The organism is Stenotrophomonas sp. NPDC077420 (assembly GCF_044543385.1).
In the GTDB taxonomy this organism is placed as follows: domain Bacteria; phylum Pseudomonadota; class Gammaproteobacteria; order Xanthomonadales; family Xanthomonadaceae; genus Stenotrophomonas.
In genome coordinates this window covers 1-13,243 of the sequence record NZ_JBITVZ010000025.1, presented here as the reverse complement: position 1 = coordinate 13,243, position 13,243 = coordinate 1, and the positions used below count along the sequence as shown (strand labels likewise).

General features: G+C 65.1%; 16 protein-coding genes. 13 read left to right on the top strand and 3 right to left on the bottom strand.

The window, feature by feature from the left end; translation table 11 throughout:
* Positions 1 to 310 precede the first annotated feature (310 nt).
* Positions 311 to 625 (top strand): DUF736 domain-containing protein, encoded by a 315-nt coding sequence (locus ACIGII_RS18285; protein WP_014859397.1) that lies wholly within the window; start codon positions 311 to 313, stop codon positions 623 to 625.
* 70 nt (positions 626 to 695) lie between these two features.
* Here the strand turns inward: ACIGII_RS18285 and ACIGII_RS18280 are convergent, their stop codons facing one another.
* Positions 696 to 989 carry a helix-turn-helix domain-containing protein gene (locus ACIGII_RS18280; protein ID WP_249913986.1) on the bottom strand — a complete coding sequence of 98 codons (294 nt, stop codon included), beginning with the start codon at positions 987 to 989 and terminating at the stop codon, positions 696 to 698.
* Positions 990 to 1,308: 319 nt separating this feature from the next.
* On the opposite strand from ACIGII_RS18280, the gene ACIGII_RS18275 reads away from it, so the two are divergent.
* From ACIGII_RS18275 to ACIGII_RS18235, 9 genes are all read left to right on the top strand, one after another.
* Positions 1,309 to 1,659, top strand: a complete 351-nt coding sequence (locus ACIGII_RS18275; RefSeq protein ID WP_260563121.1) for a DUF2958 domain-containing protein — start codon at positions 1,309 to 1,311, stop codon at positions 1,657 to 1,659.
* A 337-nt stretch (positions 1,660 to 1,996) separates the two neighbouring features.
* On the top strand, positions 1,997 to 2,794 hold the full coding sequence (locus ACIGII_RS18270) for a DUF2285 domain-containing protein (protein ID WP_260563122.1): 798 nt from the start codon (positions 1,997 to 1,999) through the stop codon (positions 2,792 to 2,794).
* 83 nt (positions 2,795 to 2,877) lie between these two features.
* Complete coding sequence (locus tag ACIGII_RS18265) at positions 2,878 to 3,162, top strand: AlpA family transcriptional regulator (protein WP_104550134.1); 285 nt, start codon at positions 2,878 to 2,880, stop codon at positions 3,160 to 3,162.
* Between the two features lie 26 nt (positions 3,163 to 3,188).
* Positions 3,189 to 4,034: a replication initiator protein A gene (locus ACIGII_RS18260; RefSeq protein WP_260563123.1), complete on the top strand. Its 846-nt coding sequence runs from the start codon at positions 3,189 to 3,191 to the stop codon at positions 4,032 to 4,034.
* Between the two features lie 265 nt (positions 4,035 to 4,299).
* Positions 4,300 to 4,938, top strand: coding sequence for a ParA family partition ATPase (parA, locus tag ACIGII_RS18255; RefSeq protein ID WP_104550137.1), 639 nt, complete (start codon positions 4,300 to 4,302; stop codon positions 4,936 to 4,938).
* On the top strand, positions 4,935 to 5,213 hold the full coding sequence (locus tag ACIGII_RS18250) for a chromosome partitioning protein ParB (RefSeq protein ID WP_104550138.1): 279 nt from the start codon (positions 4,935 to 4,937) through the stop codon (positions 5,211 to 5,213). Before parA ends, ACIGII_RS18250 begins: the two co-directional genes overlap by 4 nt.
* Entirely contained in the window at positions 5,210 to 5,755 is a 546-nt protein-coding gene (locus tag ACIGII_RS18245) for a DUF2840 domain-containing protein (protein ID WP_260563125.1), read from the top strand. The genes ACIGII_RS18250 and ACIGII_RS18245 overlap by 4 nt, the downstream gene beginning before the upstream one ends.
* Entirely contained in the window at positions 5,752 to 6,339 is a 588-nt protein-coding gene (locus ACIGII_RS18240) for a S26 family signal peptidase (RefSeq protein WP_260563126.1), read from the top strand. The genes ACIGII_RS18245 and ACIGII_RS18240 overlap by 4 nt, the downstream gene beginning before the upstream one ends.
* A gap of 460 nt (positions 6,340 to 6,799) precedes the next feature.
* Positions 6,800 to 8,782: a relaxase/mobilization nuclease domain-containing protein gene (locus ACIGII_RS18235; protein WP_399640939.1), complete on the top strand. Its 1,983-nt coding sequence runs from the start codon at positions 6,800 to 6,802 to the stop codon at positions 8,780 to 8,782.
* Here ACIGII_RS18235 and ACIGII_RS18230 read toward each other — a convergent pair.
* Entirely contained in the window at positions 8,771 to 9,169 is a 399-nt protein-coding gene (locus tag ACIGII_RS18230; RefSeq protein ID WP_399640936.1) for a MarR family winged helix-turn-helix transcriptional regulator, read from the bottom strand. The two genes, ACIGII_RS18235 and ACIGII_RS18230, sit on opposite strands and share 12 nt — an antisense overlap.
* 77 nt (positions 9,170 to 9,246) lie before the next feature.
* On the opposite strand from ACIGII_RS18230, the gene ACIGII_RS18225 reads away from it, so the two are divergent.
* The gene (locus ACIGII_RS18225; protein WP_053244871.1) at positions 9,247 to 10,215 is read left to right on the top strand and encodes an IS5 family transposase; all 969 of its coding nucleotides are present in this window, start codon (positions 9,247 to 9,249) and stop codon (positions 10,213 to 10,215) included.
* A 189-nt stretch (positions 10,216 to 10,404) separates the two neighbouring features.
* On the opposite strand, the gene ACIGII_RS18220 is transcribed toward ACIGII_RS18225, so the two are convergent.
* On the bottom strand, positions 10,405 to 11,064 hold the full coding sequence (locus ACIGII_RS18220) for a TetR/AcrR family transcriptional regulator (protein WP_399640932.1): 660 nt from the start codon (positions 11,062 to 11,064) through the stop codon (positions 10,405 to 10,407).
* Between the two features lie 221 nt (positions 11,065 to 11,285).
* On the opposite strand from ACIGII_RS18220, the gene ACIGII_RS18215 reads away from it, so the two are divergent.
* Complete coding sequence (locus ACIGII_RS18215) at positions 11,286 to 12,821, top strand: efflux transporter outer membrane subunit (RefSeq protein ID WP_399640929.1); 1,536 nt, start codon at positions 11,286 to 11,288, stop codon at positions 12,819 to 12,821.
* A partial coding sequence (locus ACIGII_RS18210) for an MFS transporter (RefSeq protein ID WP_399657610.1) occupies positions 12,818 to 13,243 on the top strand: 426 nt, incomplete at its 3' end. The genes ACIGII_RS18215 and ACIGII_RS18210, both read left to right, overlap by 4 nt.

The following is a 13,243-nucleotide window of genomic DNA, read 5'->3' as shown; positions in this document are numbered from 1 at the left end:
GCCGGTGAAGCCGTCACGCTGGATGCCGAGTCGGCCACGTCTCCATTCGGGAGCGGGCGGCCCGTGCGTCCTTGGCTTGTCGTGAATCCTGGCGAGGGAACGGCTGCGCCTTGGGCTTCATGGCCGCAACCTTTCAGCGAAAACAATTTCCCCGCCGCTGCGCGGCTTCCTCGCGGGACAATTTCTTTTCGCTTCCAGGTTCTCCACGGTGTTGCGACCGCTGCGCGGTGCGGCCAGCCCATCCCCCGCCGGCCGGATCACAACAAGGCCGCACTGGCGCGACCTTGTTCAACCCGAAAGGAGAAACATCATGGCTAACATCGGCACCTTCACCGCAGAGAAAGACGGCTTCACCGGCACGCTTCGCACCCTGACGCTCAACGTCAAGGTCAAGCTGGTTCCCAACGACAAGGGCGACACCGAGAACGCCCCCGACTTCCACCTTCAGGCGGCCGGCCACGAGATCGGCGCGGCGTGGAAGAAGACCAGCCAGGCCGATCGTCCGTACCTGTCGGTTTCGCTCGATGACCCTTCGTTCCCGGCGACGGTCTATGCCCGCCTGATCGAGAACGAGGACGGCACGCACGACCTGATCTGGTCGCGCAGCAAGCCCAAGGCGGCCTGACGGCCGCCCACCGCGCCCCGCCCATTGCGGCGGGGCGCCGTGCTGCTGGCGCAGCACGTCACGCACGCGCCTACGGCGTGTCGCGCTCCTTCAACACCGCCTCCAGTTCCTGCCGCACCTGCGCCAGAAGCTGATCGGTCTTGCGCGTGCTGTCGCCGGCATAAGCCAGCGTCAGCAGCGTGAGCGGATGCACGTCCATGACCTCGCACAGCTCGGTCAGCTTGTGCATGGTCGGGCTTTTCAAGTCACGTTCCAGCGAACTCATGTAGGTGCGGCTGGACACGTCGGAGAACGCTTCCTGGCTCAAGCCGCGCGCTTTCCTGACCGTCCGTATTGCCGTCGCCAATGAGTGTTTCGCTGTCACCAACTTGGTTTCCCCGTAAAAACCAAGATGACAGCCCATTGCACTCAATAGGGCTACAATCTAAAGTGTTCATTTCTGCCTGGCCGAACCGCTTTCGTGCTTTTACGGAAATCCGCATGGGCGGATTCCGACAGAATCGGGGAACCGCATCTGTGTCTTTCCTGGCCTGCGTAATTCCGCTTCTGCGAATCCGTGCATGTACGGATTCGATGGCTTGCGCCTTCGTGCTTTCCCGCCAAAGCACGAAGGCGCTTCGGCGGTTCCGCGCTTCGGTGGAAAATCGTATCCGTGCATCCTCCGATGCGTGGGGATTCGGGCCATGACCCAGCCGCTTGTCACCGCTGAACAGCAGGCGCAACTGCTTGCCGTCGGCGCGGCACGCGCCGACGGCCGAAGCATCGACCCGATGCCGGCGGTGCGACTGTTCACCCCCGACGCGCACGCCACCTGGCTGCTGGCCGCGCTCGACCCGGCCGATGGCGATACGGCCTGGGGACTGATCGACCTGAGAATAGGCATGCCCGGCCTGGGCCATGTGAAGCTGTCCGATCTGGCGTCCATCGTCGGGCCGAACAAGCAACCGGTGATGCGCGATCGCTACTTTCAGCCGATGCGGCTGCTATCGGAGTACCTGCGTCTGGCCGAGGAGAACGGCTCGATCACCGACTGAGCAGTCCCAGCCAACGACGGCGCATTCTGACTATTTCAGTCTTACCCAAGACCTGCGCAGTCTGAATCCGCACTCTTGCACCGCAGCGGTGCGCTTCTGTTGCAAACAGTCATGATCTTTGGCGCGGGCTGCTGCACGGTGCTCCATGCTGCGCACCATTTTTGCGGAGGCGCAGCCGTCGCATTCAGACGATTTCCGCAATGCCCTGGAGCGAATCAGTCTTGACACCAGCAGTTACAGCTTACCCCGATCTTGATGACGACTTGATGGCGACTCAATAGCTCTTGCACGCCGGAATCCGTGGCGACGTTCCTGCTGAACGACAGGAGGTTGCGTCATGGCTGACCCGAGCGCCGAATACTGGTATCCGACCGCTGCGTATCTCTACACGCTGCACCTCGACGGCCCCGCGCTGGCGTGGGAATACCTGCGCCGCCACCCCGACTACCGCCGCGACTGGCTGCGCCGTCGCCGTCGGCCGGAGACGGCGCACGCCTGGGGGCTTCGCCTGCTGGAAGATCCTGCCCTGGATGCGCGCGACGCGCATCCGATCTGGTTCCCCGATGCCGACACAGTGGTTCAGCTCTACCCGGATGCCGACCCGCCACCCGATGCGTTGGCCTTCGAGTTCTGGCGCATTCCCGGCCAGAAGCATCTGATCCACGATGGCAAGCGCCTGGTGGTGCTGGCACACTGGCCGGGGTGCTGCCTGCGGCTGGTGATCGCTCCCGGCCTGGAGGATGGCATGGCCTACGCCTATGCCATCCGCGCCTGCGCCACACCTTGCGTCCGCTATCAGGCACTGGCGGCTGAGCTGGACAAGCTGGCCATCGCTGGCGACGCCTTACCCGCGGGAATGGCACGGCCAAGACCGACACTCGCCACATTGCTGGAGTTGAACACGCTCCAGGCGCTCGACGGCACCCTGGCGGGCGCGTCCTTGCGCGACGTGGCCGAAGGGCTGTTCGGCGCCGATGCGGTCGCGAACGACTGGCACGCGGACAGCGCCTTGCGCGCCCGCGTTCGCCGGCTGGTGCGCCGGGGCGATGCGCTGATGCACGGCGGCTATCGCCGCCTGGCACAGCTTCCGTCCGTTGCACAGGGACGCGCTGCATCCCCTGCAAAACGTCCCTGAGCAGGAAGCCTTGCTTTCTTGAGACTGCCTCCATCCGGCCGCGCTGTGTGGCCGGGCTTTGCCGACCGATGGAGGTTCACACCATGCGACCCGCACCCTTGCGGCCTGCCGCCGCTGCTGTCGCTGCGCCCGCGCAGCCCCAACGCTACCTGACCAACGACGAGGCCGCCGAGTACCTGCGCCTTAGTCCTCGCACGCTGGAGAAGCAGCGCGTGATCGGCGGCGGCCCGAAGTTCCGCAAGTTCGGCCGGCGCGTCATGTACGCCGTGAGCGACCTCGACGCCTGGGCCGATGCGCGCAGCTATGAGGCCACGTCCGACCCGGAATACGCCGAGCGTCATGCGGGTGACTACCGTGACGGCCGCTGATCGTCGGTGCGTGAGTGGCCTCCGCCATGTCCAGCCCTCCAGGGCAAGCCTTGCGGCAGCGCGAACAGCTCGACCTGTTCCGCGCACTGCCCGGCGAAATGGCGCCGCGCGACAGTCAAGACCTCATGGCCTTTCCGTTCTTCTCGCTGGCGAAGTCGCGGCGCACAGCGCCGATCGACTTCCGCAGCGGGAACATCACCATCCGCGTGGAAGGCACGGCCGAGCACGGCATCGCCACGATATGGGATGCCGACGTGTTGATATGGGCCGCCTCGCAGATCGTGGAGGCGCGCGACGCGGGCATTCGCCCGTCGCGCTGGATACGCGCTACGCCCTACGAAATCCTGCGCTTCATCGGGCGCGGCACATCCCTCAACGACTACCTGCGCCTGAAAGCCGCGCTCGACCGGCTGCAATCGACCAGCGTGGCGACTTCCATCCGCGAAACCACGGGAAGGCGCCTGCATCGCTTTTCATGGGTAAACGAATGGCGCGAGCTGGCCGATGCCAGTGGCACGCCGCTGGGCATCGAGCTGATCCTGCCGGACTGGTTCTATGCCGGCGTGCTCGACGCCGCCCTGGTGCTGACCATCGATCCGGCCTATTTCCGCTTGAAGGGCGGCATCGAGCGGTGGCTTTACCGCCTGGTGCGCAAGCACGGCGGGCGGCAGGAATACGGCTGGCAGTTCGATTTCCGGCACCTGCACCGCAAGTCCGGCAGCACGGCGCGTTTCTCGGACTTCGCCTACGACCTGCGCGTGCTGGTCGCGCGGCAGTCGCTGCCCGGCTATGTCCTGGGCATCGAGTCGATGCCGGACGAAAGGCTGGAACTGCTGACCTTCCGGCCCGTGCCGTTCACGGCACGGGGATAACTGCGGGAAAACCTGTGGACGGGCTCGTGCTATCGGGAGTACGGGGTATCGTGCTATCGGGAGTACGCCTATCGTGCTATCAGGAGTACGAAAACGCCGGAAAGCCAGTAACGGCGCGGGTTTGCGGCCCCTCTAACTTACCTAACTATAAATCTCTAACTTTTTATAGAAGCGCGCCGTTTCGGTGGACAACCGCCAAACGGCACGGCGGACAGCGTTTCGCATGGCAGGCAAAGCCCGGCTTTCCAGCATGGGAGGCCGCGTCATGATCGTTGCCTTGCTCAACCAGAAAGGCGGCGTCGGCAAGACCACGCTCGCCACCCACATTGCCGGCGAACTCGCGCTGCGCGGCCAGCACGTCATCCTGCTGGATGCCGACCCACAAGGTTCCTCGCTGGACTGGACGCAGCGCAGAAGCCAGCAGGGCTTGCCACGGCTGTTCAGCGCCGTGGGCCTCGCCCGCGAGACGCTGCACCAGGAAGCGCCGGAACTGGCCCGCCGCGCCGATCACGTCATCATCGACGGGCCGCCGCGCATCGCCGCCCTGGCGCGTTCCGCGCTGCTGGCGGCCGAGCGCGTGCTGATCCCCGTGCAGCCCAGCCCCTACGACCTGTGGGCCAGCGCCGAGATGGTCGCGCTGATCCGCGAGGCACAAGTCTTCCGGCCTGCGCTGCGCGCGGCCTTCGTCATCAACCGGCGCGTCAGCACCACCATCATCGGCCGCGAAGCGCGGCAATCGCTGGCGGAACAGCCGCTGCCAGCGCTGCGCGCCGAGGTTCGGCAAAGGATCGTCTTTGCCGACAGCGTGGCCGCTGGCCGGCTCGCCCGCGAAACCGCGCCTGACAGCGCCGCCGCACGCGAGATCGCTGCGCTGGTCGATGAACTGCTGCGGTGGCCGGCATGAGCAGAGACAGCACCACCCGCAACGGTTCGCGTGCCAGCAAGCGCGTCGGCATCGGTGCGCGTCCACCCGCGAATCCGCACGCCGAGGCGTGGATTCGCCAGGGGGATGCCGATGCGCTCAACAAAGGCGACCTTTACACGGCCCGCCTGACGCTCGACGTGACGCCCGCGCTGCGCGCACGCATCAAGATCGCCGCCTTCGGCCAGGGCGTGACCGTAGCCGAACTGCTGCGCGGCCTGCTGGAGCGGGAGTTTCCCCCGGAGAACACGCCATGAACGCATCCGCTTTGCCTGCGGCGAACGCCCCCACGGCTGCGCTGCTGCACGCGCCTTCGGCACTCGCCGGCTTGGCCGGCAACGTGCCGTTAACGCGCGTTTCGCTGGCCTACATCGAACCGCGCTTCAAGCTCTACCTGCGCTTCGGCGAACCGGCGCGCACGCTCCAGCTTGACCGCTGTCGGCGCTGCGCGGTGTTCTTGCCGAACGCGGTTCTGTGCCGCATCCGCTGGCAGGCCAACGACTACGGCACGATCCGCTGGCAGCTCATGGTGATGCAGGCTGGCACGCCGCTCGATGCCGTACAGCGCATCCCTGGCGTGCAGCCGGGCGCACGCCTGCTGCTTCACGCCGAGGGCGAGAACGCCGTGCGCGCCGTGCTGGAACGTATCGACGGCATCGAGGCGCTGGGCATCGCCCCGTCTGCCGTCTCGCCCGCATACTGGCGCACGCTGGGCAACCGGCTCGCGGCGCGCTTGCGGCTGCCCGAATACACCGCCGAGCGGCACGCCGCCTGGCTCGCCGGGAAGGTGCTGCCATGACGACCGTTTCCGCTTCGTCCGCCCCGCCGCGTCCTCGCTCGCACCTGCGCGCTCGTATCGTGCTCGCGGGTCTGACCGCCTGCGGCCTCGCTGCGCTGGCCTGGGCTGCTTTCGTGTCGCCGCTTCCGCGCCTGACGTACAACCCATCCGACAGCGTGGCGGTCGGATGGTATCGCATCGAACCGTTCGACCCGCGCACCGCCTCGCTGCCACGTCCGTTGTCCGTGGACAGCATCGTGCTGGTGCCGCTGCCAGCCGAGGCTGCCGCACTGGCTGCGCAGCGCGGCTACCTGCCGGCGCACGTTCCGCTGCTCAAACGTGTGGGCGCGGTCGCGCCGCAGCACATCTGCATCGTCGCCGGTCAGGTACGCATCGACGGCGTGCCGATGGCCGCTGCGCTGCCTGCCGACCGGCTGGGCCGGCCGCTGCCATCCGTGCAGCTTTGCCGCCGTCTCGAAGCGGGCGAGCTGTTCCTGTTGAGCACGACCAACCCGGCGTCGTTCGACAGCCGCTATTTCGGCCCGGTCAGCGCATCCGCCGTGATCGGCGTCGCGCATCCGGTTTGGCTGGAGACACGCCCATGATGGCCACCGATTCACTGCACGTTGCCGTGCCTCTCATCGTGCCATCGGGCATGTCGTTCTACGGTTCGTCGCAGTGTCGTCGCGCGTGCAGTGCGGGTGCTAATCCTAGGCATTGGGCACTGCACTTCGCGCTGCCTTCGGCGCAGCCGTCCAACGTGCAGGCGTCTTGCCTCGAACGTGCCTGGCCTGCGGCCATTGGCGTGTTCGCCGACGGGCTGGCTGCTGGTGCAGCAGCGCCGCCGGGCCGACGATGCCCGGAGCGACAGCGAGGGGCAAAGGCGGAAGGCAAGACAAAAGGACGCGGCACCGGGCCTCGTCGAAAGCCAGTCTGCACATGGGGGTGGCGCGGCACGCAGCGGCTTCGCCACCGTGCCGCTTGGGGCGCGAGGCCCGCGCCAATGCAGGCATGTCCGCGTGCTTCGCACGACCGGACACGCCAGAGCTTGCAGGGAGCGCAACCATGACCGACCGCCGCGACGATGATTTCCGCATCCGCCCCAGCGCCCCAAAGAACCGGGGCCAGGGCTTCGTCTCCAAGGTGCTCAAGCAGGCGGGCAAGGCCAGCGGCGGTAAGTTCTCGGTGCGCCGTCCCGCAGGCAGCAGCGGCAGCGCACGCGCTGGCCAGCGGCCCGGCTCGCGCCTGGGGCGCGGCCACACGGCGGCGCGCTTCGCCGGGGCGAAGCTGACGCCCATGTCGCGGCGCGTGACCATCAAGACGCTGCTGGTCAACCAGCGCAACGCCAGCCCGCAATCGCTCGCCAAGCACCTGCGCTACATCGAGCGCGATGGCGTGGGCCGCGATGGCGAGCCGGGCCAAGCCTACGGGCCGCAGGCCGATGCCGCCGACCTCGATGCGTTCAAGGAACGCTGCGCCGACGACCGGCACCACTTCCGCTTCATCCTCTCGCCCGAGGATGGCGCTGAACTGGAGGACTTGCGCACCTATACGCGGCACCTCATGGGCCGCATGGAGGCCGACCTGGGCACGGGCCTCGATTGGGTGGCCGTCAACCACTGGAACACCGACAACCCGCACACGCACATCGTCGTGCGCGGGCGCGACGACACCGGCAAAGACCTCATCATCGCGGGCGACTACATCGCGCACGGCTTCCGCCATCGCGCCGCCGAACTGGCGACCGAATGGCTGGGGCCACGCACCGAGCTGGAGATCCAGCAGACCTTGCAGCGCGAGGTGGAGCAGGAGCGGTGGACGAGCCTGGATCGCACGCTCAAGCGCGAGCTGGGCGACGATGGCCTGGTGCATGTCGAACGGCTCAACGAGCCGAGGTTGCAACGCCAGCGCCTGCTGCTGGTCGGCCGCCTGCAACGCTTGCAGCGCCTGGGCCTGGCCGATGAAACGCAGCCCGGCACCTGGGCCGTCCATGCCGACGCTGAAAAGACCCTGCGCGCCTTGGGCGAGCGCGGCGACATCATCCGCACCATGCAGCGGGCCATGCGCGGCGAGCCGCGCGAGCTGGCGGTTTTCGAGCCGAGCGACAACGGCCGAACCATCCTCGGCCGCGTGGCCGCGAAGGGGCTGGCCGACGAGCTGCGCGACCGGGGCTATCTGGTCATCGACGGCGTGGACGGCAAGGCCCACTACGTCGCGCTGAACGCCCGCGACGAGCTGGCGAACTATCCGACCGGCGCCGTGGTGGAGGTGAAGGGATCGGCCGACGTGCGCGCGGCCGACAAGAACATCGCCGCGCTGGCGAGCGATGGGCTGTACCGCACCGATCATCACCTAGCGATTGAGCAAGGCCGAGCCAAGCCCGGCCGTGACCCGCAGGAAGTCGTCGCGGCCCACGTCCGCCGCCTCGAGGCTCTGCGCCGGGCCGGCATCGTGGAGCGCGTGGCCGAAGGGCTATGGAAGGTGCCGGACGACCTGGCCGAGCAGGGCCGCCGCTACGACGCGCAGCGCCTAGGCGGCGTAGCCGTGGAACTGAAATCGCACCTACCCATCGAGCGGCAGGCCCGCGTGATCGGGGCCACCTGGCTCGACCAGCAATTGATCGGCGGCGGCTCGGGCCTGGGCGACCTGGGCTTTGGCAGCGAGGCCAAACAGGCGATGCAGCAGCGCGCCGACTTCCTGACCGAACAGGGGCTGGCCGAGCGGCGCGGGCAGCGCGTGATCCTCGCCCGGAATCTGCTGGGCACGTTGCGCAACCGGGAACTGGCGCAGGCCGCCAAAGACATTGCTGCCGAAACCGGCCTGGAGCATCGGCCGGCAGCGGACGGGCAGCGCATGGCCGGCATTTACCGGCGCAGCGTCATGCTCGCCAGCGGGCGCTACGCCATGCTCGATGACGGCATGGGATTCAGCCTGGTGCCGTGGAAGCCGGTGATCGAGCAGCGGCTGGGACAGCAGCTAGCCGCAACGGTGCGCGGCGGCGGGGTGTCGTGGGAGATTGGGCGGCAGCGTGGGCCGTCAATCAGCTAGTGCCAATCCGTGTATTTCGCTTTGTTTGAAAGCCTCCGTCAGTTCCAAGAGCGCGCACTGCCAATGTGACGTCAGCTCACGTATCGCGTTGCTTCCATGTTCAGTTAGAACAATTTCGATAACTCTTCGATCATGCGTGCGATCCACACGCTCTTGCGCCGCTCTTTGGATCATGTCCTTGTGCTCAAGACGGTCTAGCAGCCTTGTAACCGAAGCCGAATCGACTGCAAGGCTACGAGCCAAAGTGCTAGGCGTACATGCTGGAGCGGCAGAAATATGGTGTAGTGCCATCACCTGCACAGCGGTCAAACCAAACGGAGCAGCGACGCCGTTCAGCACTTGATTCCTTGCTGTGAAAAGCCGCGTGATGGCCGTGCAAAGTTCCATCACCTTAAGGAAGCTCTGAACAATTCCCCCGCCCAACGGTAAACTTCGTCTGTCACGCCCTCTCGAGTCTGTTCATCATGAGCCAACTGAGTTTTTCTGAAGCGGAATTTGCCGGTAAGCGCAAGAAGACACGCCGTGAGAAGTTCTTGAACGAGATGGATCGCACGGTGCCGTGGGATTACCTGGCCGGTGAGATTGCCAAGCACTACCCGCAAGAAGGCAAGGTGGGTCGCCAGCCGTATCCCATTGAGACGATGCTGCGGATTCACTTCATGCAGCAATGGTTCAACCTGAGCGACCCAGCGATGGAAGAGGCGTTGTACGACAGTTTTTCGATGCGCCAGTTCGCCAAGCTGCCCGGTGGTCGTGCGCCGGACGAGACGACGATCCTGAACTTTCGTCACCTGCTTGAGAAGCACAACATTGCCGAAGAAATGTTCGAAGGCGTGAACCTGCTGCTGCAAGACTATGGGCTGATGGTGCGCCGGGGAACGATTGTGGACGCGACGATCATCGATGCGCCCAGCTCGACGAAGAACGCCCAGGGCGCGCGGGACCCCGAGATGCACCAGACCAAGAAAGGCAATAACTACTTCTTCGGCATGAAGGCGCACATCGGGGTCGATCTGCATACGGGCCTGGTGCATTCGGTGGTGGGTACGGCGGCCAACGTGGCGGATGTGACGCAGGTCGATGGGCTGCTGCACGGGGAGGAAGAACTGGTCTTGGGTGATGCGGGCTATCAAGGTGTGGGCAAGCGCGAAGAACACCAGGGGCGCGATGTGCAGTGGCATATTGCGTTGCGCCCGAGCCTGCGCAAGAAGTTGAGCAAGACGGTGCAATCCTTGCAAGACGCCTATGAACACACCAAGGCCAGCCTGCGGGCCAAGGTGGAGCACCCGTTTCGGGTGATCAAACGGCAGTTCGGCTACACGAAGGTGAGGTATCGGGGGCTGGCGAAAAACACCGCGCAGTTGCTGACGCTGTTCACGTTGAGCAATCTGTGGATGGCGCGACGACATTTGATGGCAGAGGTGCGCCCATAAGGCACCAAGGGGCCCGGAAACGGGCTCTTTTGAGCGAAAACACGACGGAAAATCGGGATTTTGGACGTTTTTTTCTGATTTTCTGAAATCAGGCGACAAGCAGTGATGAATTTGGGTCGGCTGGCTGATTGTTCAGACCGTCCTTAAGGGCGTCATCTGATTTCTTCGTACCGATTGCCCCATTCGGCATCATGATTGGGAGCGCTTATTGGGCGAGTCTTCACCGCGACCATAGGCACGCATGAATGTCACCACGGCCGCGTTCGCCCACTGGTCAATCTGCGCCGAGGAAGGCGCGGCATCCGGATGAGTCAGGCACTGAAGCTGTGGCTCACCCCGCACCAGATTGTTGAACAGACTGGCAGCCGTCTCGCGGCCAATCTCGCCAAGATCGACTTCACCGGATGCCGCCGCATTGGCCAGTTGTTCGGCCACCATCGCCGTCATGACCTGCGGGCCAGCCAGATAGAACGTCCGTGCGAGCTTGGGGAAGCGCGGGCCTTCAGCGATCACGACGCGGAAGATAGCCAGCCCGCCTGGAGAGAGCACGATGTTCAAGTAGGCCCGCGCCAACAGGGTCAACGTCTCTCGCAGCTTCCCCGGACGGAACTTGATGCCCTGCACGGTGTTCGTGAACGCAGCACATTCGGCTTCGATCACCGCGGTGAAGAGTGCTTCCTTGTTCGCGTAGTGCGCGTAAACCGTGGACTTGGACACGCCGGCCTCGCGCTGGATCATGTCGGTTGTTGCCGCGCTGAACCCGTGGGTCAGGAAGACGTTTCGCGCAGCTCGCAGGACGGTGAGAGCCTTGGCGTTCAGATCGCCGCTGCTCGGCGGCGGGGAGGTCATGACTTGGTTGGTTCGTCGCATCTGCTTGGTTGGAAGTTTTGACACGGTGGCCTGGATTCGGTATAGTACCAAACCGCTCGGTACGTATCAACTTAGTCATTCGCCTCACGGGTGCCTGCATTATGCAGAAGCACTAGAATTTCCTGTAGGTCGTTGGCTTAATTTTTGTTGCTGGATCAAACCGAGCGGTTCGGTACTATTCGCATATTGGGTGAACCTTCATGACGTCACAACCGCTGCTTTCACAACTGCTGCGACAAGCAGGCACGGCGCTCTGCGCGATCTCACTGGTCGGCTGCGCGGTTGGTCCTGACTTCGTGAAGCCCGACGACAGGCTCGCGTCCGTTCAACTGTCGCCCAGGGCGGACTACGCACCGCCGAATGAAACATCCGCTGCGAACTTCCCTTCTTCATGGTGGACGTTGTTCAACGATGACGTGTTGGCAGATCTGCAAGCCCGTGCACAGACGGGCAACCTCAACTTGCAGATCGCCTCCGAGCGCATCGAGCAAAGCCGGGCGCAGTTGGGAATTGCCTCGTCGCTGCTGCTGCCCAGCGTGGGCGCCTCGGCGGGCTATAGCCGCGAGGCCCTCAGCGAACACGGCAAGTTCGCCGCGTTGGGCGCTCCGACGAGCGCGAGCGATTTCTGGCAGTTGGGATTCGACGCCAGTTGGGAACTCGATCTATGGGGCCGTGCGCGGCGGTCGCGCGAAGGTGCTTCGGCAGCCTTCGAGGTCACGGTGTATGAGCGAGAGGCGGCACGGGTGGCCCTGTCCGCCGAAGTGGCCCGCACCTATCTCCAGTTGCGCGGAACACAAGCGCAACTGGACATCACCCGGCAGAACTTGGAAGTCGCCGATCGCACCCTTCGCCTTGCCGAAAGCCGAGAGCGCAACGGCGTCGCCACACGCTTTGAAACCTCCTCGGCACGTGCGCAACTGGCAACGGTCGAGGCGCTAGTGCCCGAGCTGACCCAGCGCCTCAATACCCTGATGAACGCGCTTGCGCTACTGCTGGGAGAGGAGCCGCGCGCCCTTGATGCGCAGTTGCTTGAAGCGATGCCCTTGCCTTCGCTTCCTTCCAATGTACCGGTGGGTCTGCCCTCCGAGTTGGCGCACAGGCGACCGGACATACAGCGCGCCGAAGCCCAACTCCATGCTGCGACGGCGGCCATCGGCGTCGCCAAAGCTGACTTCTATCCACGGATCGGCTTGCGGGGAAGAGTCGGCGTCGAAGCCTTCGAGTTCAACGACCTCGACAGTTGGGATTCCCGGTTCTTCTCTGTCGGCCCGGCGGTTTACCTCCCCATCTTTCAGGGCGGGCGGCTGAAGCAGCGCCTGGCGCTGAACGAGGCACGGCAAAGAGCCGCAGCCATCGCCTACCGGCAGACGGTGCTGCAAGCCTGGCATGAAGTGGACAACGCCCTGGACGCCTGGGCAGCCCAGCAAAACCGCCATACCGAATTGCTGGTTTCCTATGAACAGAACAAGCAGGCGCTGCATGCTGCCGAGCGCGGCTATCAGGAAGGCGCTGCCGACTACCTGAACGTCCTGGCCGCGCAGCGCAGCGTCCTTGCCAGTCAGACCAGCCTCAATACCAGTGCTACCAGCGCCGCGCTCACTCTGGTCAATCTCTACAAGTCGTTGGGCGGTGGGTGGAACCCCGACGCACTCGCATCCGAGCCGCAGGCCGGAAGCGATGCGGCCCTGACGACCACCTTGTCGTCGGCCACCTCGCAATCGAAGGTTGACCAATGAGTGCCGCAGCGTTGCAGCCGACAGCGGCGCCACCCGCGCCCGCTGCTGCGGCAGCCCCTCCGAAACGGGCGATTGCCGGGCTGGTCGGCATCCTCATCGCGGCCATGATGGCCGGACTGAACAACCGCGTGGGCGCGTTGGCCCTGGCGGACGTGCGCGGCGCGCTGGGCTTCGGCCTGGACGATGCCTCCTGGCTCACGACCGTCTACAGCGCGGGCGAAGTGATCGCCATGCCGTTCTCGGCATGGTTCGCCATCACGCTGTCGGTACGCCGATTCGAACTTTGGATGATCGGCGCGTGCACCTTGCTGGCGGTGTGCATTCCCTTCATCCATGACCTCCATCTGCTGCTGGCCATGCGCTTCCTGCAAGGCATCGCCAGCGGCACGATGATTCCCGTGTTGATGATGGCGGCGTTGAAG

Excerpts from the sequence above, each read along its gene's own strand:
- ACIGII_RS18285 (WP_014859397.1), top strand. The coding sequence starts at position 311 with ATGGCTAACATCGGCACCTTCACCGCAGAGAAAGACGGCTTCACCGGC.
- ACIGII_RS18250 (WP_104550138.1), top strand. The coding sequence starts at position 4,935 with ATGAGCAGAGACAGCACCACCCGCAACGGTTCGCGTGCCAGCAAGCGC.
- parA (WP_104550137.1), top strand. The coding sequence starts at position 4,300 with ATGATCGTTGCCTTGCTCAACCAGAAAGGCGGCGTCGGCAAGACCACG.
- ACIGII_RS18260 (WP_260563123.1), top strand. The coding sequence starts at position 3,189 with ATGTCCAGCCCTCCAGGGCAAGCCTTGCGGCAGCGCGAACAGCTCGAC.
- ACIGII_RS18270 (WP_260563122.1), top strand. The coding sequence starts at position 1,997 with ATGGCTGACCCGAGCGCCGAATACTGGTATCCGACCGCTGCGTATCTC.
- ACIGII_RS18265 (WP_104550134.1), top strand. The coding sequence starts at position 2,878 with ATGCGACCCGCACCCTTGCGGCCTGCCGCCGCTGCTGTCGCTGCGCCC.
- ACIGII_RS18275 (WP_260563121.1), top strand. The coding sequence starts at position 1,309 with ATGACCCAGCCGCTTGTCACCGCTGAACAGCAGGCGCAACTGCTTGCC.
- ACIGII_RS18225 (WP_053244871.1), top strand. The coding sequence starts at position 9,247 with ATGAGCCAACTGAGTTTTTCTGAAGCGGAATTTGCCGGTAAGCGCAAG.
- ACIGII_RS18245 (WP_260563125.1), top strand. The coding sequence starts at position 5,210 with ATGAACGCATCCGCTTTGCCTGCGGCGAACGCCCCCACGGCTGCGCTG.
- ACIGII_RS18240 (WP_260563126.1), top strand. The coding sequence starts at position 5,752 with ATGACGACCGTTTCCGCTTCGTCCGCCCCGCCGCGTCCTCGCTCGCAC.
- ACIGII_RS18215 (WP_399640929.1), top strand. The coding sequence starts at position 11,286 with ATGACGTCACAACCGCTGCTTTCACAACTGCTGCGACAAGCAGGCACG.
- ACIGII_RS18230 (WP_399640936.1), bottom strand. The coding sequence starts at position 9,169 with ATGGAACTTTGCACGGCCATCACGCGGCTTTTCACAGCAAGGAATCAA.
- ACIGII_RS18235 (WP_399640939.1), top strand. The coding sequence starts at position 6,800 with ATGACCGACCGCCGCGACGATGATTTCCGCATCCGCCCCAGCGCCCCA.
- ACIGII_RS18220 (WP_399640932.1), bottom strand. The coding sequence starts at position 11,064 with ATGACCTCCCCGCCGCCGAGCAGCGGCGATCTGAACGCCAAGGCTCTC.